The sequence below is a fragment of the Thermogemmata fonticola genome (assembly GCF_013694095.1).
GTDB lineage: Bacteria > Planctomycetota > Planctomycetia > Gemmatales > Gemmataceae > Thermogemmata > Thermogemmata fonticola.
This window is the reverse complement of sequence record NZ_JACEFB010000001.1, coordinates 451,661-473,211: the sequence shown is the minus strand read 5'-3', so window position 1 is coordinate 473,211 and position 21,551 is coordinate 451,661. Positions and strand designations below refer to the sequence as shown.

General features: G+C 58.6%; 18 protein-coding genes. 11 read left to right on the top strand and 7 right to left on the bottom strand.

The features are described 5' to 3' along the window. Positions 1–35: 35 nt before the first annotated feature. Positions 36–1,340: a hypothetical protein gene (locus H0921_RS01715; RefSeq protein ID WP_194536287.1), complete on the top strand. Its 1,305-nt coding sequence runs from the start codon at positions 36–38 to the stop codon at positions 1,338–1,340. Positions 1,341–1,425: 85 nt separating this feature from the next. After that, entirely contained in the window at positions 1,426–1,932 is a 507-nt protein-coding gene (locus tag H0921_RS01710) for a hypothetical protein (RefSeq protein ID WP_194536286.1), read from the top strand. Positions 1,933–2,145: 213 nt separating this feature from the next. On the opposite strand, the gene H0921_RS01705 is transcribed toward H0921_RS01710, so the two are convergent. Then, a complete protein-coding gene (locus tag H0921_RS01705; protein WP_194536285.1) occupies positions 2,146–4,167 on the bottom strand; it encodes a sigma 54-interacting transcriptional regulator in 2,022 nt (673 codons plus the stop codon). 257 nt (positions 4,168–4,424) lie between these two features. Here H0921_RS01705 and H0921_RS01700 point away from each other — a divergent pair, with 257 nt between their 5' ends. After that, complete coding sequence (locus H0921_RS01700) at positions 4,425–4,988, top strand: LeuD/DmdB family oxidoreductase small subunit (protein WP_194536284.1); 564 nt, start codon at positions 4,425–4,427, stop codon at positions 4,986–4,988. Positions 4,989–5,106: 118 nt separating this feature from the next. Here H0921_RS01700 and H0921_RS01695 read toward each other — a convergent pair whose 3' ends face one another. The 4 genes from H0921_RS01695 to H0921_RS01680 form a co-directional block, all read right to left on the bottom strand. Then, a complete protein-coding gene (locus H0921_RS01695; RefSeq protein WP_194536283.1) occupies positions 5,107–6,312 on the bottom strand; it encodes a hypothetical protein in 1,206 nt (401 codons plus the stop codon). A 15-nt stretch (positions 6,313–6,327) separates the two neighbouring features. Beyond that, positions 6,328–7,485: an SGNH/GDSL hydrolase family protein gene (locus tag H0921_RS01690; RefSeq protein ID WP_194536282.1), complete on the bottom strand. Its 1,158-nt coding sequence runs from the start codon at positions 7,483–7,485 to the stop codon at positions 6,328–6,330. A gap of 5 nt (positions 7,486–7,490) precedes the next feature. Continuing rightward, positions 7,491–8,474: a hypothetical protein gene (locus tag H0921_RS01685; RefSeq protein WP_194536281.1), complete on the bottom strand. Its 984-nt coding sequence runs from the start codon at positions 8,472–8,474 to the stop codon at positions 7,491–7,493. Positions 8,475–8,625: 151 nt separating this feature from the next. Further along, positions 8,626–10,176 (bottom strand): MBOAT family O-acyltransferase, encoded by a 1,551-nt coding sequence (locus H0921_RS01680; RefSeq protein ID WP_194536280.1) that lies wholly within the window; start codon positions 10,174–10,176, stop codon positions 8,626–8,628. Positions 10,177–10,307: 131 nt separating this feature from the next. On the opposite strand from H0921_RS01680, the gene purM reads away from it, so the two are divergent. From purM to lhgO, 3 genes are all read left to right on the top strand, one after another. Beyond that, on the top strand, positions 10,308–11,408 hold the full coding sequence (purM, locus tag H0921_RS01675) for a phosphoribosylformylglycinamidine cyclo-ligase (protein WP_194536279.1): 1,101 nt from the start codon (positions 10,308–10,310) through the stop codon (positions 11,406–11,408). Between the two features lie 177 nt (positions 11,409–11,585). Further along, positions 11,586–12,212, top strand: coding sequence for a D-glycero-beta-D-manno-heptose 1,7-bisphosphate 7-phosphatase (gene gmhB / locus H0921_RS01670; protein ID WP_194536278.1), 627 nt, complete (start codon positions 11,586–11,588; stop codon positions 12,210–12,212). Between the two features lie 20 nt (positions 12,213–12,232). Further along, positions 12,233–13,432, top strand: coding sequence for an L-2-hydroxyglutarate oxidase (gene lhgO, locus H0921_RS01665; RefSeq protein WP_194536277.1), 1,200 nt, complete (start codon positions 12,233–12,235; stop codon positions 13,430–13,432). A gap of 47 nt (positions 13,433–13,479) precedes the next feature. Here the strand turns inward: lhgO and H0921_RS01660 are convergent, their stop codons facing one another. Further along, entirely contained in the window at positions 13,480–14,337 is an 858-nt protein-coding gene (locus H0921_RS01660; RefSeq protein WP_194536276.1) for a sugar phosphate isomerase/epimerase family protein, read from the bottom strand. A gap of 291 nt (positions 14,338–14,628) precedes the next feature. On the opposite strand from H0921_RS01660, the gene rplM reads away from it, so the two are divergent. Together rplM and rpsI are read left to right on the top strand one after the other, a co-directional pair. After that, positions 14,629–15,072, top strand: a complete 444-nt coding sequence (gene rplM / locus H0921_RS01655) for a 50S ribosomal protein L13 (protein WP_194536275.1) — start codon at positions 14,629–14,631, stop codon at positions 15,070–15,072. A 213-nt stretch (positions 15,073–15,285) separates the two neighbouring features. Beyond that, positions 15,286–15,873, top strand: coding sequence for a 30S ribosomal protein S9 (rpsI, locus tag H0921_RS18590; protein ID WP_194536274.1), 588 nt, complete (start codon positions 15,286–15,288; stop codon positions 15,871–15,873). 172 nt (positions 15,874–16,045) lie between these two features. On the opposite strand, the gene H0921_RS01645 is transcribed toward rpsI, so the two are convergent. Further along, positions 16,046–17,275 carry an NPCBM/NEW2 domain-containing protein gene (locus tag H0921_RS01645; RefSeq protein WP_194536273.1) on the bottom strand — a complete coding sequence of 410 codons (1,230 nt, stop codon included), beginning with the start codon at positions 17,273–17,275 and terminating at the stop codon, positions 16,046–16,048. 321 nt (positions 17,276–17,596) lie between these two features. Between H0921_RS01645 and H0921_RS01640 the strand changes: the two genes are divergently transcribed. The 3 genes from H0921_RS01640 (at position 17,597) to H0921_RS01630 (ending at position 21,508) form a co-directional block, all read left to right on the top strand. Next, positions 17,597–18,541, top strand: a complete 945-nt coding sequence (locus H0921_RS01640) for a dihydrodipicolinate synthase family protein (protein ID WP_194536272.1) — start codon at positions 17,597–17,599, stop codon at positions 18,539–18,541. 139 nt (positions 18,542–18,680) lie between these two features. Continuing rightward, the gene (locus tag H0921_RS01635; RefSeq protein ID WP_194536271.1) at positions 18,681–19,469 is read left to right on the top strand and encodes a succinate dehydrogenase; all 789 of its coding nucleotides are present in this window, start codon (positions 18,681–18,683) and stop codon (positions 19,467–19,469) included. Between the two features lie 161 nt (positions 19,470–19,630). Next, positions 19,631–21,508, top strand: a complete 1,878-nt coding sequence (locus tag H0921_RS01630; protein ID WP_194536270.1) for a fumarate reductase/succinate dehydrogenase flavoprotein subunit — start codon at positions 19,631–19,633, stop codon at positions 21,506–21,508. Positions 21,509–21,551 lie beyond the last annotated feature (43 nt).

Sequence of the window (21,551 nt, the reverse complement as noted above, 5' to 3'; positions counted from 1 at the left end):
GGTTCCGAGAACGGCTTCAAAGCATGGGATCGGCCATGGGGGATCGTCGCGGACAATGGCGGGCGGTGCTAGCCGTCATCTGGGCACTGCTAAGTGCCTTGGCGGTGATGTTCGTGCTGATGTTTGTCGCCAATGCTCCGTATGCCGATGAGTGGGAATTCGTCCCGGTATTGGTGGGTGCGGAACCGATGGGACCGGCCCTGTGGGCGCAGCATAATGAGCACCGGATGCCGTTATCGCGCACGATTTATTTCGTGACTTTCCGCTGGACGAAAGACTTCCGAACGGGATCGCTGTTGCAAGTGGTGATGCTAGCGATGCTGTGTCTTGGGTTACTCCGTTTAGTCGGGCGTTGGCGGGGACAAAATGACTGGCCCGACCTGTTTTTCCCTTTGACCCTATTGCACGCGGGCCATTGGGAAAATTGGATCATGGGTTATCAGCTTTGCTTCGCCCTATACACGGTGGGCGTGACGCTGTTGATTGTGGTGGCATTGACCGCGGAGCGTTCAAGTGTTGTGAGGACAGCGTGGTTGGCGGGGCTACTCACGCTCCTGGTTGCAACGACCGGGGGTTTCGGCTTGCCGGTCGCTCTGGCCATGAGTCTGTGGTTGGGGTATCTGGCGGTTCTTTTGGGACGCGAACAGCGCCGGAGAGAGGCCCTGCTCCCGCTGGGCGTGCTATTGGCGGTCCTCGCCTATCTGGCGGCCTATTTTTGGGATTATCACCGCCCAGAGCATCACCCGCCTCCCTGCATGGACGGGACGAAGGTGCTGCCGGTTTCGGGGCAGGTCATCGCGATGGCCTGGGGAATATCGGCTGCCCCACTCTGGCCGCTGGCCGCTTTGGGAGTTCTCCTGCCGGTGTGTTATTTGCTCGGACGCATGTGGCGGGATCATCTCTCGATCCCGGCACGTTGGGGAGTATTAGCTGTGATAGTGGGTCAACTCGGCTTAGCCGTGGCTATCGGGATTGCTCGCGGCGGCTTCGGAGCGGATATGGGATTGTGGTCGCGGTACTCTCTCCTGATCTGGCCGCTGGCAGGACTTGGTTACTTGATGGCGGTGCGCTACGGACAACGGCGTGCCACCGTGGCCCTATGTCTGGCGGCGGCCCTGTTCTTTCCTGGAAATATGATTCAAGGGCTATACTATGGTGGAAACGTCATGATACGGCAGCAAGCGTTGGCCAAAGATGCAGCAGCGGGATGGCCTGCCGATCGGCTGGTCGAACGCCACTTTCCAGACTCCTTCAATGCCGGACAGGAGGAGCGTGGGCGTGTCGCCATTCCGTTGTTACGCCAGGCCGGTATTGGTATATTCCGACTGTCACAGCCGTAAGTTGTGGCGCGACAATGTCCGTGCCAGGAAAGAGGTCCGCCAGAGATCCCACCTGTTGCCAAGTTCTGACTAAGGAAACGCGCTTATGAGCCTGGCTGCCTTCCTCTGGGTGTCAGCCATCACCACACTGGCCGTGCTGGTCTATTTTCTCTTCCGCTGGATTCCGCGTCTGATTCTAGCCATCCGGCTGGAGCAAGCTCAGGAATCCCTCCGTTTGCAACAACAGAGATTGGAAGAAATGGTGCTGCGCCAGGGGATGGCTTCTGGCAAGCCTCGGGGTATGAAATGGCGGCGCTGCCAATTCGAGGGGGAACCATTGTGGCTCCATGAAGAGGAGAAGGGTCAAGTCGCCGCGCTGATCCCCGTGACGATTGAGTTTGAACCTCATGGCGAGGCGGAGAGTTGGGAAGGCCACCCTGTAGAGGAACCGCGGCGCGGGGTGGTCTTGTTTTTCTTCCGCCGAGGAGAATGGGAAGCGGCAGGCCGCGTACTGTTCAACTTGACTCCCCAACAGGCCGCCGAGCAGTTAGGGCCGCCCTGGCGCATCGCCACGGTTTTGCCCTCGTCCGCCACGTCGTCGACATCATCGTGACGATGTCGGCCTGCTCCCTGAACGGTTCCCGCAACGGAAAAGCGAGGGATACCGAGCACCTTATCAGCGGCATTTTGACATTCCCGGTGCCGATCGTTTCTATGTTCAAAACTGACGCGCAGGTGTCGAGAGAGGAACGTCCGATGTGGTGCAAGGCGGCGCTGAGGCCGACTGATGCAGGAAGGTTTTGCTACTAATCCGCCTCGGAATCCTTCAGCTTGAGGGATGGGGCGGGTTAGTACCTGCTTTGTTGGCGACGGCAGGCCGTGGGGTCGGCGGGGGAGGTGAAGGATTACCTTGAGCCAGGGCTAAGCGATCAATTCCCTTCGCTTTGATTTTGGTATGGAGAGTATCTCGGCTGATGCCCAAGAGGCGGGCAGCATGCGATACGTTGCCGCCGGTCTGGCGTAACGCCCGGCGGATAGCCCAGGTTTCCACGTCTTCCATGCTCAAGCTGGCCGGTAGGTCCAAGCCCTTGTACGAGCCAGAAGGAGGATCGCTGCTTCCAAAGTTGAAGGCATCCGCATCGATGACTTCAGTTTCGCTCATGACGGCGGCATTTTCGATGGCGGCCCGCAATTGCCGGACATTCCCAGGCCAGGTGTACGATTGCAATTTGAACATCGCCGCCGGGGTCAACCGGAACTTGCGGCGGCATTCCGCCGACACACGTGCCAGGAAGAACTCTGCCAACTCCGGGATGTCTTCAGGATGTTCACGCAAGGGTGGCACGCGAATTTGAATGATCCGCAGACGGAAGAGCAAATCTTCCCGGAATCGGCCGGCCTTCACCTCTTTCTCCAGGTTCCGGTGGGTCGCTGCAACGATGCGCACGTCCACTTTGATGTCACTCGTGCCACCCACGGGGCGGAAAGACTTGCCCTCGATGACGCGGAGCAGCTTCGCCTGGCATTCCAGGGATAGTTCGCCGACTTCGTCGAGGAACAGAGTGCCTTCATCAGCCTGCTGGAAGAGACCGGGATGGTCATGATCGGCCCCGCTAAAGGCTCCTTTTTTGTAGCCGAAGAGTTCCGCCTCGAGCAGCGTCGGAGCGATCGCCGCACAGTTGACGACGACCAAAGGTCCATTGGCCCGCCGGCTGTTCCGGTGCAAAGCCAAGGCGACCAACTCCTTGCCAGAACCGCTTTCCCCTTGCACGAGGACCGTAAATGGCTGGGGTGCTGCCCGGAGGATCTGCTGGCGCAACTGAGTGATTGCATTGCTGGAGCCGATGATCTCGTCCGCAGCAGGCACATGAGTCCGCAAGCGGGAGTTTTCCGCCCACAAGATGCGGCGGCTGCGATGCAATTCCAGGGCATGGGCCAAATAGCCGCTCAACGCTTCGATGAAGCGGACGTCTCGCTCCGTGAAGGCCCGGCCCGTGCGGTACACGTGCAAGGCAGCGAAAGGCTCTCCGGAAGCCCGCAGGGGGATACAGAGCGCGTCGGCAAACGCGGACAACGAATCGGTCGGAGAATGCGTGGCCGACACCTGCGAGAGCAGCCAAACTGTTTTCCCTTCCCGCTGTACCTGGGCGGTCAAGCGTTTGCTCAAGGGAACATCGACCGAGGCGGATTCGGGCAGCACTACGCGCGGCGCTGGATCGTCCGGGTCCAAAGCCAGGTATCCTGCCAAGCGTGCTGTTGTCTGCTGCAGAATGACGCGCAGGGCGGCTGTGATCAGCTCATGGGGCGTTTTCACCTCCACTGCTTGCTGCATGAACTTGCATAAAGCCGTCAGCTCGTCCATGCGGAATTGCCGATCCGTCTCATACGGGTCAGCAACTGCTGTCCGCTCGGCGGGTATGGGATGCACCTTGGTTTGGCCATAAGGATTGATCGGCACGCCTTTGACAGTATCGCTCGCTGAAGAAGCGGTGGGATTGACGTTGGTGAGAGAGGTGGCACTGGACGAACTGGATTTGCTCTGGAGATTCGACTTTGGTTCCACCTGGAAGCGCAGGACGGTATCGCCGATGCGAATCTGCTGTCCATCCTGGAGCCGCAGGGCGCCCTGGACCCGCACGCCATCGACGCGGGTGCCATTGAGGCTAAAGTCCCGGATCAGCCATTGGTCTTCCTCGAAGTAAATCTTAGCGTGCAAGCGGGAAGCCAGTTCATCCCGAACCACGATCGTATTATCCCGGCTTCGTCCGATGGTGATGGGCTGATCCCCGGACCACTCCAGGACAGGCGGCTGACACTGGCCAGATTCGACGAGGATACGTACGCGCATGCTCCCCATACTCCGGATGATTCAGGCGTCAGATAGATTTTTCGGCTGTCGCGCTGGGCGTGGGCGGACGACCTCGGCGTCTCTTTCTCCGACACTTTAGCACGCAATTCGCCTGCTTGCTGTCTCCCTGGCACAATTGTGTGACAAAGTCTGGCTCTGGGCGTAGCATGAAGGGACGCATAATTTGAATGTAATCCTGGAGTGTGCGGGGAGGGAAGTCCAGAGGCGTACACCGCGGGCCAAACGTGAGGGGGAACATGGAATCTCGCATCACCGGTCGCGCTTATGTTCTTGGTGACAATATCGACACCGACCAGATCATCCCGGCCCAGTACTTGACCTATAACCCGGCCATTCCCGAGGAATACCGCATGTTTGGCAAATACGCCCTCAGCGGTGTGCCTGATGACCAAGCCGGCTTGCCCAAGGGGCACATCCCCTTTCACGATCCGGAGGACGAATTTGTCTCCCCCTATCGCATTATCGTGGCTGGCAGAAATTTTGGCTGCGGGTCAAGTCGCGAACATGCACCGATTGCCTTAGCAGCAGCAGGCGTGAAAGCCGTCGTCGCGGAGTTCTACGCCCGTATTTTCTACCGCAATGCCATTAACGGCGGTTATCTCATCCCCCTGGAAAGCCGCCAGCGCCTTATCGATAACGTGTGTACCGGCGATGAACTACTCATCGATCTCGACGCGTCCCGCCTGACCAATCTGACCACGGGGCAAACCTTCGACTTGCAACCCCTCGGTGATGTGCGGCCCATCCTGGAAGCTGGCGGACTGTTCCCCTATGCTCGCAAAGCTGGAATGCTCGCCTAATCTCCTCGGTCCAGTCTTGTGATCTCGAAGTTTCAGAAAACAGCCTAAAATCGCCTCCCCGCTAAAATCGCCTCCCGGTTCTTCCCCCGCCTTTGCCCGAGGAGAAGCCAAATACAGATCACGGCTTGGCCCTGGACTTGGACTCTGATGGCGGAGATGAAATTAGCCCCGAGGAAGTGAGCCAGGGGCGCACGTGCTGCTCCGCGAGCCACTGACTGTAACGGGCTGCGCCGGCGCGGAGCAAGTGATGGCCATCGGCAAACTCTTCCTCCCGCATCTCCAGAGTAGAGAGGAAGACAGGAATGTTCCATTGTTGTGCCAAGGCCAGCATATCTTGCTGCCCGCGCTCCCAGACGCCAGCGGCAAACCAGCTCCGAAATCGCGGCGACGTGGGAGGCTCAAACCACGCCAGGGCAATCCCCCTCTGCCGGCAGATCGCCACCAGCTCCTCCATAGCCTGAATCGAACGTTCGCCGAAGGTGATGCCTCCGAATGCATAAGCGTATTCTCGCCGGGCATGCTCGCAGGTCCGCTGCCGGAACTCTGGAGTCGGTTCTGCATAAAGGAAAGGCATGAAACCGTCGGCCGTCATTCCGGTCCAGAACGGATCGACCCGCTCGTTCCAAGGCAGCCAGCGTGGGCACCAGTGACTTTTCAAAATCACCCGCTGAGTGGACCACGGAGTGAGGCGTAGCTTCCACCAGTGCCAGTACAGCAGATCAAAGTCCGCACAATAGGGGCGGAGATGGTGTAAATCGCTCCAACTGAGCCGTTCCGCCGTTGGCGCGAAAACGACCTCCGCGGGGGCGTCGCTAGCCAACCAAAGAGGAAGGAGCTCCACGAGGATGGCGTCTGGAACGATGCCGCAATCGAGCAAGCGATGCAGGGTCAGCAAGACCTTGAGGGGCGGGGAACCGGTCAGAGCGTAATTGAACACCAGAGGTGAGGAGCTGCCATCGCCTAGCAGCATGGCGGAAGGCTGCAGGCCGTTTTGGGCCCGCGAGGTGCCCAGAATCAAGACCAACGGGCGGGAAGCAGCGGCCTGTTGTTGCAAACGCCGGAGTTGGTGCAAGCGGTGCCCAAACTCCGGATCGCGCCAATGGGGGCAAGCCGTCTCCAGCAGCCCCGCTAACCCCAAATGCAACAGGGCCACTAGCAGCATTCCCCCCAACAAGGACCGCTTCGCCCGACTCTGGCGCGAGGGGGCTTTCCTTCGAGTCTGAGGCGGATTTTGTCCTTCTTTTTTCCCAGAGAGAGGACGGTGCTCACCCGTCACTACGGCGATCAGCCGTAACGCGGGGGGGCGCTGCGTGCTCGGTTTCAAGGAGGTGTCCATCCTTCACCTTTGCGGAGTCAGGAGCCGGCCCGTCAAGGATTGTCCCAAGCGTTGGGTGAATGCCGCTGCCCCTTGCCGGGACAGGTGGAAACCATCGACAAAATCGGTTTCTGCCATCCACGAGCGGGCATCCAGCCACTCGGCACCGAGTTCCGCCTGCAATCGCTGGCGATGCTCTTGAATCGTCGCCTCAACTTCTGGGGGATACCATCGGCGGAACCGCTCGGATTCGGGCAGATAGAGGAGCAAGACTTTGCAGCCCGCGTTTTGCAGCAACTGTACTCCCCTCCGTAGCGATGCCTCCGCCTCAGCAGAGCAGCAGTAGCGTGCGAGAAGAGGCTGATAGATAGCTTGACATTGTTGTGTCATTGTTTCTCGTCCGTTATCGCCAAGTATCTGAGCATCCAGACCCGGATACCATCCCCAGCCGTCCAGTTGCTTCCAGGTCCAATCGATGCGGCGGGGTGGGGGGAGCCATTCGGGCACGAGTTGTAAGAGAATGCGTTCGCGACTGCCCCAGCAGGGCAGCAGGTGTTGCCACCAAATCTTCTGGCGGACCGCAGACGCTTTTTCCAACGGATAACAGGAATCGACCCAAGGCAGGTCACGTGGGGAGAGCCGTTCCAGGCGGACGCGCTGGTACTCGTTCCACTCTTCATCCTGATGCAAAAACGGCGGCCAGTATTCCCACAGCACGACTTGGGGGTGAATGCCATCTTGGAGAAGGCGGCGGGCTGTCAGCTCCTGCAACATCGGCCCGGCACCAACTGAGCCGAAGTTGAACAGCATGGGAACAGAATCCACCGCTTGAGGAGCGAGGCAGGCTTCCCAAGCCGCCGGGCAGATTCCCATCGCCGTCCGCGAGTTCCCCAGGACCGCAATCAAGGGCCGATGGACATACTCCGCCTGTCTCTGGCGGCACTTACGCACGCGCTGGGCATATTCCGGGTCCCGCCATCCCGGAGCGAGTTCATCGAGCGGCCAGGCTACCAGAAGCTGGAATACTCCGAAAGACACGACTCCCAGTATCAAGCTGTACCAGGCCCGACGGCGAGAGGAAGAGGACGGCTTACCCCTTGGAAAGGGGCGGCTCTCCACCTCTCCCAGCCAGCGGAGGCGTACAAGTGCGGTCCCGTTCTCGGTGCTGACGACTGAGGGCATGCATGTCACTCCCGCATCACGCTGGGCAAAACTTCCTCAGCAACGCGCCGGGTCCAGCGCAGGGCGCCCTCTGGTAACAGGTGGTGGCCATCGGAGAAATCCTCTTCCGCCATCCAATCTCGACAGTCCGCCACCCGGACTTCTGCTTCCTCCGCCAGCTTCTCCAGCCAGCGTTCCATCTTCTGCCGCGCCTGGGGGGAATAGTGCCGCTGAAAGCTCGGACCTTCCGGCATCCAGATCAACAGAACAGTGACATGCTGCTGTCGGGCGAGATCGAGTAGGTCCCGTATGGCTTTCTCCGCAGGCGGACTAGTTCGCCAGTGACGTAAGCGGTGTTCATACTCTCGACGTGCTCGTTCCAGGCGCTTGGACCGTTGTTCAGCGGAAGGGTCGAGATCAATGATAGGACTCCAGCCCCAAGGGTCAGGACCTCGGCTCCAGTCGTACCGTTGGTGATAAGGGAGCCAGGAAGGTGCCAATCGCCCCATGAGCCGCCACCGCAAGCTCCACCAGGGAGCGATCCAGAGACCCCGCCGTTCGTGCTGCCAGCATGCCACCGGGAAGTGGTACTGTTCCAAGAGCGGTAGTTCGGAGCTGTCCCAGGGTATTGCATCGGTGAAGTGGGCTTCTACCGGCATACCGCCTGCCTCGGTCACCAAGGCGGGGAATACCTCCAGCAGCAGGACATCGACCCTGTGACCACTGCTAATCAGTCGCCGGAAATGGAGGTATTGTGTCACAGGGCCGGAAGCGGGCAGACCCCAGTTGAAAACCACCGTGGCACGGCCCGTGACCAGGCGTAGGCGGCGTTCTGCCTCGCCGGCGGCAAATCCGTTGGCCACCCGTGACGTACCCAGAAATACAATCCGCGGTGCTGCTGGAGGCGCTTGGGAGACCAGCTTCTGCCACTTGCGCTCCTTATCGGCATACACAGGGTCCCGCAGCCAGCGCGACCACGCAGCAGCACTGGCCAGCCCAAGATGCAACACCAGGTAAACTATCGCTCCCCCGAATAGGGCTTGGAAAGCCTGACGTCGGCGGGAACATTGCTTTAGCGATCGCCCGGCGGACAGCGCGACTCGCTCTCCCTTCTCGTGCCAATGGTCTAACCTGATTATTCCCCGTGGCAATCGCATGGAGTCAAAATTGGAAATAAATGAAGGTGGACCCTTGACCTGGGGCCAATAGCATCGCCAGGCAGGCGCAGACGGCATAGCCCGCTCCCAACAGGGCTGCGGGCAATCGCTCGTAAATCCGGGACCATATTCCGGAAGTGACGAGCAGATGACACATCAACACAAATAGGGCCGTGTACCATAAACTGCGATTATGCAACGGCAGCGCAGCACCACTGTGCCAGGTAAAGAGTTGCTGGTACATAGCCCACGCCCGACTCCATTCCGGTTGGAACAAAACCCAGCAGAGGCTGACAGTTAGGAAAGTCAAACTGACACGCACCAGGGTACCGGCAGGGGATTGGAGTATCGCGTTCCAACCGGCATATCCCTCAATCACCTCCCGGAACCAGCGATGGATGACCAACAGCACACCGTGAACAATTCCCCAGAGTATATATCCCCACGCGGCGCCATGCCACAATCCGCCTAGGGTCATAACAATCATGAGATTGCGATACGTCTGCCATCGGCTCCCACGACTTCCCCCCAGTGGTATGAAGAGATAGTCACGGAGCCAACTACTGAGAGAAATGTGCCATCGGCGCCAAAACTCCGAGATGTTAACGGATAAGTAGGGCATGTTGAAATTCATGGTCAATTTGTAACCGAACAAGTGCCCCAACCCGACGGCCATGTCCGAGTAGCCGGAGAAATCGCAGTAGATGCGGAGGGAATATGCGAGGACGGCGAGCCAGCACGCGGTGGTGCGGAAGTTTTCCGGGTCTTGAAAAACCGGGTCGCAGAACAAGGCCATCCGGTCGGCAATCGCCAATTTTTTGAAAGCCCCCATGAGGAACAATTGGACGCCGACTTGGATCCGAACCCAGTTCCAGCGCTTGGGTCGCCGCGTCTGCCGAAGAAAGTCCCCGGCGCGCACAATCGGTCCGGACACCAAATGAGGGAAAAAGAGGATAAAGAGCAGAAACTTCGGCAAACTTTTTTCCGCTTCGATCTTCCGTGTATAAACATCGACAGCATAACTAATGGCTTCAAATGTATAGAAACTGATACCGAAGGGAATTATGATGTTAGCAATATCCAAACGCCCATATCCCGGATCATATCCCAATTTTGTTAAGAAATCGTAGAGTTCGTTGAGGAAGAATCCTCGATATTTGAAGTAGCAGAGAATACCCAAATTCATGCTGATGCTGAGAAGGAGCCATACTTTTCTCAACGGAGGGCGATGGGTGATGCTCATCAGCCGCCCGAAACAATAGTCGGCGCAGGTCGTCACGGTGACGAGTAATGCAAGTTCCCGACTCCAAGCCGCGTAAAAGTGGAAACTAGCAATCAATAAGACCCAAACGCGCATCTCCGCCCAGCGCCGGGGCAGCGACCAATACACCACGAAGACGAGAGCAAAGAAGGTGAGAAAGGCCTGAGTATGGAAGAACGGCTCCGGCAAGATGGCACTGATGGCGGCAAAGTAGCTTTCCAGCGCGGCCAGACTCGCCTGCCAAACGGCCTGCGTCGCATTGGCCAATTGGGATAAGACCCGGATGGCATCCATAGCAGCAAAGCCCTGAACTCCTGAGCCTATTTCGGCGGGACTATAGCCACTAGCAGAAAAAATGGTCAAGCCCGATACAACAGCACCAATTGGCGAAGCAAGCAGCTCCCTGCTCGGAGATGGAGTGAGTTATGGCAGAAAGCTGGGACTATCGCAAAGCCGGTCTCGACTTGGACAAATACGAGGAAACCTTGGCCAACATCGCACCACTTCTGCAGCGAACGCAGGACCCGTTGCGCGTTCTTCCTCCCCCGTTTCCTCCACGGCGAGGGGGTAAAGGCAGCAGCGGTTTCGCTGCCCTATTCGACCTCGACCCGCACGCCTGGCTTTTCCGCCGCCGGTACAAACACCCTGTGCTCATCGCATGCACCGATGGCGTTGGCTCGAAACTCAAACTCGCCTCGATGTGCCAACGCTTTGACACCGTCGGTATCGATTTGGTCGCCATGTCGGTCAATGACCTGATCTGCACCGGGGGCGAGCCGCTAATGTTCCTGGATTATCTGGCCCTGCCGCGGGATGATCCGCAGTGGACCGCTTCTCTCATCCGGGGAATCAGTGAGGGCTGCCGCGAGGCCGAATGCTCGTTGGTAGGTGGGGAAACAGCCATCTTGCCCGACATCTATCAGCCGGATGATTTCGACATGGCTGGTTTTGCGGTCGGTGTGGTAGAGCGCGATCGGATCATCAATGGCCGCTATATCTGTCCGGGGGATACCGTCATCGGCTTGGCCTCTTCCGGGCCACATTCCAACGGCTACACCCTCATCCGCAAAATTGTGTTTGAGGCAGCTCGTCTGAGTGTGGAAGATGAAGTGCCAGAATGCCAAAGCCGGGTAGGCGAGTTGTTGCTGACCCCTACCCGTATCTATGTCCGCCCCGTTCGCCAGTTGGTGGCACATTACCCGGTGAAGAAACGCGTCTTGCGTGGGTTCGCCCACATCACGGGAGGAGGAATCGTGGACAATTTGGCACGCATCCTACCGCCCAATTGCCGAGCTGTGATCCAGCGGGACAGTTGGCCTATACCGCCTGTCTTCCCTTGGCTTCAGCGGCTCGGTAATGTTTCCGACGCAGAAATGTTCCGCGTCTTTAATATGGGAATCGGCTTCATCGTCGTCTGTGCACCGGCCTTTGCCCAGAGTATCATCACACAATTGAAAAAAATGGATATACAAGCATGGAACATAGGAATGATTCAGGAAGGAAATACCGCTGTCGATATATTGTGAGTCTTTTTATGATAAGATGGAGGTATCCGTCGCAATCTTGTCATTTGACACTTCGGTTTAATTTGTTCTTTTGTACATTAAAATCCGGCACATCCACTTGCTCTTGCGATGCTCCCCCTCCATGGGGGATGATGAGTTGCTTGTGAGGGTTGTAAGGTTAATTAGGGTGAGGGAACTATGGACAAACGCCCCGCTATTTTTCTGGACCGAGATGGAGTCGTTATCGAAGAGCGAGAATATGTGTCCACTCCGGACCAGGTGCGTTTGCTGCCTGGTGCGGCGGAGACGATCGCCGCGCTCAACCGTGCCGGCTGGTGTGTCGTGATCGTGACCAATCAGTCGGGAATCGCCCGGGGCTTCTTCACGCCCTCCGCCTTGGATCGCATTCACGAGCGTTTGCAACACCTCTTGTGGTGTTATGGCGCTCAAATTGATGGCATCTATGTATGTCCCCATCATCCTGAGGCGGATATTGATATTTACCGCCGCCAATGTCATTGCCGCAAACCACAACCGGGTTTGTTATTACAAGCTGCGGAGGAACTGGGTATTGATTTATCTCAATCCTGGATGATAGGGGATCGCGTCATCGACCTGGAAGCGGGTTCAGCGGCGGGATGCCGGACGGTTTTGGTTCGGACCGGTTACGGCGCGCGTGTGGACACAATTGCCCTGGATCGCTCCGCCCTGCGGTTGGAGCTAGTGGCTGCTGACCTCGCGGACGCCGCCTGCAAGCTCGGCCTGGTCTCAGCGCGTCTTGAGCAGCAGATGGGACAACGTCAAACTCAGCGCCTGGTGGCATAATAGCAGCAGGTTGAGCAACCGTGGAACACTGCGATCTTCTGGTTGTTGGCGGCGGCATCGTGGGACTGGCCGCTGCGTGGACCTTGCGGAGACAACTCCATGTTCTGGTCATCGAAGCGGAAAAGGAGATTGCATCCCACCAAACCGGTCACAATAGCGGAGTAATTCACTCCGGTTTATATTACCGTCCCGGTTCCATCAAAGCTCGGCTGTGCGTGCGGGGGAGAGAGTTGCTTTATCGCTTTTGTGCTGAATATGGCGTGCCGCATGAACGCTGTGGCAAGCTGGTGGTGGCAGTGCAGGAGCGCGAATTGCCGCGGCTTGCAGAGCTGGAGCGCCGCGGCCGAGCTAACGGGTTGGAAGGCGTGCAATACGTGGACGCGGCGAAAATGCGGCAGATCGAACCGCACGTTCGTGGTGTGGCTGCCCTCCATATTCCCCACACGGGCATCGTATCTTACCCGGCGGTGGCGGAGAAACTGCGCCAGCAGATTCACGAAGCGGGAGGGCAGGTTCAGACTCAGCGGCAGTTTGTGAATGGCCGCCCTGAAGGCCACACTTTCCACGCGGAAACGACACAAGGGCCGATTTCCGCCCGCCTGCTTCTCAACTGCGCCGGACTTTATAGCGACCGGGTGGCCGCCGCTTGTGGTGTTAGGCCGTCGGTCCAAATCATACCCTTCCGGGGCGAATACTACCGGTTGAAGCCCACGGCAGAGCATCTGTGCCGGAATCTGATCTACCCCGTCCCCGATCCGAAATTGCCGTTTTTGGGAGTCCACTTCACCCGGATGATCCGCGGCGGTGTGGAGTGCGGTCCGAATGCGGTGCTGGCATTCCAGCGGACAGGGTATCGCATCCAGGACGTGAGCGGCCGCGACCTCATCGAGATGCTCTTTTATCCGGGTTTTTGGCGTTTAGCTTGCCGCTTCTGGAGGACCGGCCTCGACGAGATGCGGCGGTCGCTGAGTCCCGCGGCCTTCTGCGCAGCGGCCCGGCGCATGGTTCCCGAATTGCACTGTGCGGACCTCGAGTACGCCGGGGCTGGAGTCCGCGCCCAAGCGGTGGATCGCCAAGGCCGGTTGGTGGATGATTTCGTCATCCAGGAGGAACAGCGTATGATCCATGTGCTGAATGCGCCCTCCCCCGCGGCTACGGCCTCTCTGGCGATTGGCGAATATCTCGCCGAGCGAATCCTGCACCATCTGCGGAGTGGCTAGGCTTTCTCTTGAATCCCTCGCCGAGCAAACCTTCCCCCTTCGGTTCGTCATGCGAGAGGAATGTTGTGGGCATGAGCAATGGTCAGAATGCGTTCACGTGCCAAGCGAGCGGCCGCATCGGGGTTTTCGTGGCAAGTGTAAAGCTCGATGGTGATCCAGCCCTGATACCCAATTTCCTGCAAGGCTTGCAACGTGGCCGCGAAGTCGATCGCCCCTTCGCCTGGGATCAGGTGGTGATGAACGCGGGTAGCGGCGATATCCTCCAAGTGGACGTGCCGGATGCGGGAACCGAGGCGGCGGATGGCTGAAGGCGGATCGTCCCCCACACAGAAGGCATGGCCGATATCGAAGTTCAGCCCCAGATATGGTGAAGAGATCTTCTCCGCGAACTCCAGGTATTGGTCCACGGTTTCCAGGAGCAAGCCGGGTTCTGGCTCAATCAGAAGTAAAACACCTTCCCGCTCGGCGTGTTCCACGACCGGTTGTAGCATGTCTAGGAACAAGCGGAGGCATTCGTTCCAGGTGCGCCCTTCCAGCGGTCCGCCCGGTTCCGTAGTGATGCAAGCTGCACCGAGTTCGCGGGCCAAGGTCAATGCTCGTTTCGTGTGGTCGATGCGGATCTGCCGATAGTGGGGGTCGGGTTCGATCCAAGAGGGGTGCCAGTATTTTTGCCTGGGGTCATTGACGGCATGCATCATAAAGGCGTTGACATTCGAGATGGCCAGGCCATGTTGCTGCAAGGCATCGCGGATGGCTTGTTTCTGCTCCGGGAGCAGATAAGCCGGCCAGGCATGGGGAACATCGGCCATGATTTCCACACCGCGGTAGCCGATATTGGCCAATCGCCGGACAGCTTCGGAGAACGAATAATGCAAGTATGCATTCGTGGAAAATGCCAGTTTCATCGCGGCGGGTTCCTCAAGCAAGGGAATATCCGCTCAGTATACATAGTTCCCAACGTGAGGTGAAGGAATAGCCGCATCAGACGAAAGAACCAAGTACGTGTTTCCACGGTAATTCGAGCGGAAGCGGGGAGTGCACGAAACAAGGACCGGTGCGGATTGCGGTCAGGTCTTGCCGGTCTGTCTGAAGCTGCTAACATTTCAATCTGCGAGAAGTTGAGGGCGAGCACGCTGTTCTGAGGCGGAGAAGAGGCCCAGAGCGAGCTGCCGCTGTCCTTGCAAACAGGTGATTTTATGCCCTGGAAAACAACCTACATGGCCAAACCCGGCAGCGTGAAACAAGAGTGGCTGGTCATCGATGCCACGGATCAAGTTGTGGGCCGGCTGGCCGTGCAAATCGCCAATTTGCTACGCGGTAAACATAAGCCGGAATATACCCCCCATTGTGACACTGGGGACTACGTCATCGTGATCAATGCGGAGAAGGTCCGCTTTACGGGCCGCAAGTGGGACCAGAAGGAATACCAAGATTACTCGCACTATCCCGGCGGTTTGAAAATTACCCCGGCGCGCGAGATGCTGGCCAGTAAGCCGGAGGAGATTTTGCGGCGGGCGGTCAAACGGATGATGCCACGGGGGCCTTTGGCCTACAAACAGTTGTCCAAGCTGAAGATCTATGCTGGTCCACGGCATCCCCACCAAGCCCAACAGCCCAAGGAATACAAGCCCACAACCTAAAGTGGAGGGGCTTTACACGCGGGGTGGTCTTCCATCGTGAAAGGATCCCCCTGATCAGACCGCCGATCAATCCATCCCGTATAGACGATCCTCAAAGATTGCGAATGGCGGTGAAGGCAGTCGCAAAATTGTGACACGGAACATTACGGCTATCGGAGTGTGATTAACGGAAAAAGCAAGCCTTCCAGGGTATCCTAAAGACGAGAACGAATCATGGCTGAGAAAAAGAGCAAAGGGGAACGGACGTATTATTTGGGGACCGGGCGGCGCAAGAAGGCGGTGGCCCGCGTGAGAATCTGCGAAGGTTCAGGCATCATCGAGATCAACGGGCGCACGGTAGAGGATTATTTCCCGGAAGAGAAGGACCGCGCCTTAGTGTATGGCCCGCTGCTAGTGACCGACCAGCGCAATCGGGTTGATGTGTACGTGAACGTGCGCGGGGGCGGCGTATCGGGTCAAGCCGGAGCAGTGTCGCAAGGGATCGCTCGCGCGCTCAAGACCATGTTCAGTCCCCCCGATGAACAGAAGCGTTACCAGTTCCACAACACAGTGCTAGTCCGTTCCTACGTCGATGAGCAGAAGCTGCGGGAGCGAGCTAAGGCCTTGACGGCACGGGTGGCGACAACCGAGAAAGCAGCTCCAAGTGGTGACGGTGTCATGACCGCCGAGGAGCAGGGGCCGAGCGGCATGATCCGCCGGTTGCGGGATTCGGGCTACTTGACCCGTGACGCTCGGATGAAAGAGCGCAAGAAGTACGGCAAGCGTGGAGCACGCCGTGGCCCGCAGTTCTCCAAGCGCTGACGCTGTCTGCTCTGGTTAGCTCCAAGTCATGAGAATGGAAGGCGGGGATGGCCTTGAGGGACTGTCCCGCTTTCTTTTTATTGCCTGTTCAGGGTTTTTGGCTTTTACTGTGCGTTCGAGGTTTTGGGCACAACTTGAGCAAAGTCTTGGCCACGAGGTTATCTCCCCAAGATTAGGGAATCAACCGCGGCCAGCCCCAGATCGTAACAGCCCCCGGTTCGCCGCGCGAGGGGAAGTCCACGATCAAAGTCAAACGCCGAACGTTGTCTAAGGGAATTTGCAACAGTTGGGCAGGACCGCTGGTCAACAGGCCCTCTTGAGGTAGAGCCACTTCTTTGCCGTCACAGAGTATCCGCAGGCGTACGCGGCTTGTTGGCGCCGCTTCCGGGGCTAGCGACACCCACGTTTCGAGTCGGCGATAGGGTTGCTTCAACTCGTAGTGAAGTGCCGTCCACGGGGGAAGGGCAAATCCCCAATCCACCGTAATGGGAGCCGTTCGGCCTACGAGCTGCAATTCCAGACCGTTATGGCGTCGCTGAAAACTGGGGGGTGGGCTGCCTTCGAGGTACGGTTGGCGCTCCATTTTGGCAGGGGCCAGGTCCGTCAGGCGAGGGGCTACGGGTGAGGTCATGCTGCCCAAAACGACTTTTGACCAGGGAATCGCCACGGCTTCGTTCCAGAGGGTGACCCCGTGAAGCTGGTCATCTTCAAGGCGGAAACGAGTCAGATGGACGCGGGAGCCGTCGTGGAGCACCACGAGTAGGATTGGCTCCTTGGGCAGGCGCCGGCGAGCTAACGCGGGGTTGAAGCGGATGGCGGCGATTTGTTCGGGGGCCAGCCGCTGTATTTGCCCTGATGGTATTTGCAACTGCCAGGTATGGTCTCCGCGAGCATCTGTTTCCTCAAGTAATACCCCTGCCAAGATGTCGCCATTGCGGAGACGGAGAGTATCGCGGTTTTTGTAGCCCTCCGCCCAGGAATAGAGTGCCGGATCCACGGGTGTGTCAGCAGGAAGGCCCACGAGCCAGGCGGCCTGGACGGCGGAGAAGGGAAGCCTCCAGGTTTGTGGCGGCTGTTGCACGGCAGACGGCTGGAAGAGAAGTCGGCCCGTTTCCAGGCCCTCAACGCTTCCTGCCAAGCGGTCTCCTGCAGTGGTAATGATTTGCGGGCCGGTGGGAAAAGGAGGCAGACGGAATTGCTCGCGGTGCCAATGATACGCGCCACGGAGAACGCGCTCCAGACCTTCCGGCGTCCAAACACGAACCTCGCCGCCTTCCAGTTGTTTGATCTTGCCGCGCTGCGGTGCTAACTCGCCGGGATGCCAAACGAACCAGTATGAATCCGATGCCGCGGCCAAGCCGTTTTGCCGATCCTGGACCGTATGTGCGGACAATGGCACCATAGATCCCCACAAGGCCAGGACAACTGCGGCCAGCATTCCAACGCAAGCTGGCGGCCTGATCCAACGGAGAGGTCTCGGGGGTAGGAATTGGCAGGACAAGTTTTGGACTGGCATCAGCGATCCCCGTGATGGGCTGCCAGGGTGAATGAAGACAGGCGTCCGCGATCCGGCAAGGTTTCTCGTCAACTCCCTACATCTGCGGACCGGTTCCATTGTATCAAGTATCATAGCTTCAGGGATGTTGGCGGTGGAGAATGTTGATACGCAAGATTGCAGCGAGGGCCATCGAGCAGAGAGTCTCGGTACAGAAATGAGGCGGTCATGAGGGGGGCGATCATTAGAGGTCCTTTGATACCCGCAGTGCTGACACCATTTGCCAGCGATGGCTCTTTAGCTCTCTCGCAAGTGGAGCAACAAGCCGCCCTGTTACACGCTGATGGGGTGAGAGCGGTTTTTGTTGGCGGTACCACGGGGGAGTTCAGCTCGCTGACCCTTGAGGAGCGCATGGCGTTAGCTGAACGCTGGCTGCGTGTGGGCCGAGAGATGGGTTGGACGGTGCTGATCCACGTCGGCGCAAATTGCTTGGCGGATAGCTGCGCCATGGCTAAGCAAGCTCAAAAGCTGGGAGCCGCCGGGATTGCCATGCTCAGCCCCCATTATCTCAAACCCGCATCGGGAGAAGCCCTGATCGCCTGTTGTGCCCAGGTGGCGGCCTCGGCTCCGGAGACGCCGTTTTACTACTACGAGATTCCCGCTTGGACCGGCGTCGATGTACCGATAACCGACTGGATCGAAACCGCCTACGAGCGGATTCCGAACTTCGCGGGAGTCAAATACACCCACACCGATCTGCTCGGCTTCCAATGGCTCTTGCAGGCGTGTGGCGGCCAGTTGCAGGTGTTCTACGGCATAGACGAGCACTTGCTGGCTGCTTGGGCGCTGGGAGGACAGGCAGCCGTGGGAAGCGGTTATAATTTTGCTACTCCCCTCTTTTACCGCCTGTGGCAAGCGGCTGAGAAAGGAGATTTGCAGGCTGCCCGGCGGGAACAGTGGCGGGCGGCTCGCCTCATCCGTCAAATGATGTCTCTGGGCTATTTGGCCTCGGCGAAAGAGTTGGTCCGCCTGCGGGGAGTGGACCTTGGCCCCGTTCGTCTCCCCCTTCAGAACTTGTCGCCGGAACAGGCCGCGGAGTTACGCCGTTTTGTGACGGAAGAAGGGTTAGAGCATTATTGGGGCAGCAACGGCCAGCACCTCGGAACCCGATAAGGAGAGCATGCTTCCAGGGAGAATTATGGGATTTTCCGAGCAGGCCCTTGCAGAGGACACGCAGCTACTTTATCATCGGCATGCTGCCGTTTCGTTACGGATCTAACGGCATAGCTAAACCAGCCTGGTGGAGATCGGCATGGCGAGTTTTCCTCTCCCCTTGCAGCAACCCCGAGGATTCGGCCAGACGCAGCGGCAGGACCGGTGGTGGCTGCAACCCTTGGCCGTGTTCGTTGGCTTGACGCTCTTTGTGGTTTATGCGACATGGGCGGCTTTGCAGGGCGAGCATTACACTCATGGCCCTTACCTCTCGCCGTTCTACTCTCCGGAGTTGTGGGGAAACTCAGAGCACGCCTGGTTTGGTCCGCCGCCCTCTTGGTGGCCGGCTTGGCTTCCCTACTCGCCAGCGATTCTCATTCTCTGGGCGCCCGCCGGCTTCCGCCTTACCTGTTACTACTACCGCGGCGCTTACTACAAGGCGTTCTGGGCTGACCCGCCAAACTGTGCGGTGGGTGAACCGCGGCAGGGATACATCGGTGAAAACGGCTGGCCCTTGCGGATCATGAATATCCACCGCTACTTCCTCTACATCGCGATCCTGTTTATCGGCATCCTGACTTATGATGCCATCATGGCTTACCGTTTCGAGGATGGCTTGGGGATTGGCGTGGGCAGCCTGGTGCTCACCATCAACGTGGTACTGCTAGCGGGGTACACGTTCGGTTGCCATTCCTTGCGGCACCTGGTCGGCGGGCGGCGGGACAGTCTGCACCGCGGGGCGGTTTGCTCCGGTATCTATCGCGGCTGTAGCGCCCTCAATCGCCGCCATATGCTCTGGGCCTGGCTCAGCTTGTTTTCCGTCCTCTTTGCCGATGTTTACGTCCGCCTCTGTTCGATGGGCATTTGGCGGGATTGGCGATTGTTGTAGGCTCCCCACGAGAAGAATGTTGACCCATGCGTTGGGTTGGGAGAGAAACCAGCGCAGACAAAGATGGACGAAAAGGGGTGTGATCGCGGTGGTGGACGCATGAACACACCAGCAGTCTTGCAGTGTGATGGGCGGTTTTCCCACGGTATTCAGGACAAGCCATGAGCATCAACTATCCCATTTATGAGCATGATGTCCTGGTGATCGGGGCGGGCGGTGCCGGTTTGCGGGCCGCCATTGAAGCCAGCGCGGCGGGGGTGTCAGTCGGACTGGTGTGTAAATCGCTTTTGGGCAAAGCCCACACCGTGATGGCCGAGGGGGGCATTGCTGCAGCGCTGGCCAATGTAGATGCACGCGATAACTGGAAGGTCCACTTCGCCGACACGATGCGCGGCGGGCAATATGTCAACAACTGGCGGATGGCCCAACTGCACGCCCAGGAAGCGCCGGCGCGGGTCAAGGAACTGGAAGCCTGGGGAGCTGTCTTCGACCGTACGCCGGATGGGAGGATTCTGCAACGCAACTTCGGCGGCCACAAATATCCACGCCTCGCTCACGTCGGCGATCGGACAGGACTGGAATTGATCCGCACCTTGCAGGATTACGGCATCCACCGCGGAATCAGCGTGTATATGGAGCGCACCGTCTTCCGCTTGTTCAAAGACGGCGAGCGGATCGCCGGGGCGATCGCCTATGATCGCGAACGGGGGCGCTTTGTCGTCTTTCGTGCCAAAGCCATTGTCTTGGCTACAGGCGGCGTCGGGCGGGCCTACAAGATCACCTCCAACTCCTGGGAATACACCGGCGATGGCCATACGCTGGCTTACGACGCCGGCGCTGAATTGATCGACATGGAATTCGTGCAATTCCACCCCACGGGCATGGTCTGGCCTCCGGGAGTTCGCGGGATTTTGGTCACCGAAGGCGTGCGCGGGGAAGGAGGGGTGCTCCGCAATAGCCAGGGCGAGCGGTTCATGTTCCGGGATATTCCCGATAACTACAAAGCCCAAACGGCGGAAAACGAGGAGGAAGGCTTCCTTTACGTCTTGGCGGAGAAATACCAAGGGCGAGATGCCCGACGGCCTCCGGAATTGTTGACCCGTGATCACGTCGCCCGCTGCATCGTCCGAGAAGTGAAAGAGGGACGGGGAAGCCCCCATGGCGGAGTTTTCCTGGAATTGCAAACCTTCTCCCGCTGGTACGCCCAGCGAGTCAAACGCTTCGACCCGGTCGAACATTGGAAGAAAAAACTCCCCAGCATGTACCATCAATTCAAGGAGCTGGCAGGACTGGACATCACCCGTGAACCGATGGAGGTCGGGCCAACCACGCACTACATCATGGGAGGGGTCCGCGTCGATAGCGACACTCAGATGTCCCGCGTGCCTGGCCTGTTCGCCTGCGGGGAATGTGCGGCCGGCATCAACGGAGCCAACCGCTTGGGTGGCAATTCCCTCTCGGACTTGCTCGTCTTGGGTAAACGCGCCGGCGAATATGCCGCCCGGTATGCCCAAGAACGCACCGGCTTGCCCGTGATCGATGCGGGCCAGGTGGAAGAGGCGGCACGCTGGGCCTTGGCACCGTTTGAACGCTCCCAAGGCGAGAATCCCTTCCAGCTCCAGCAGGAGTTGCAGGAATTGATGCAAAATCTGGTGGGCATTGTGCGACGGGAAGATGAAATGCTGCGAGCTTTGGAGAGCATCGAACAGCTTCGCCGGCGGGCGCAAAACGTGGCAGTCAGCGGTAACCGGGAGTATAATCCCGGCTGGCACACCGCCTTGGACCTCCATAGCCTCCTGACCGTCTCGGAAGCCATCACCCGAGCAGCACTCTTACGCAAGGAAAGCCGGGGCGCCCAATTCCGCGATGACTACCCGCGCAAAGACTCGGCCCAGTACGGCAAAGTCAACACCGTCATTGCCAAAGGACCGGATGGCCGCATGCAAATCCGCTGGGAACCGATCCCGCCGATGCCTCAGGAATTGCTTGACATCATTCGCGAGGAAAACGGCGGGGTGCTGCCGGAGGAGCTGAGGTAATGTCCGATCTGGGAGATCGGGCGCTAACACCGGGGATTGCTAC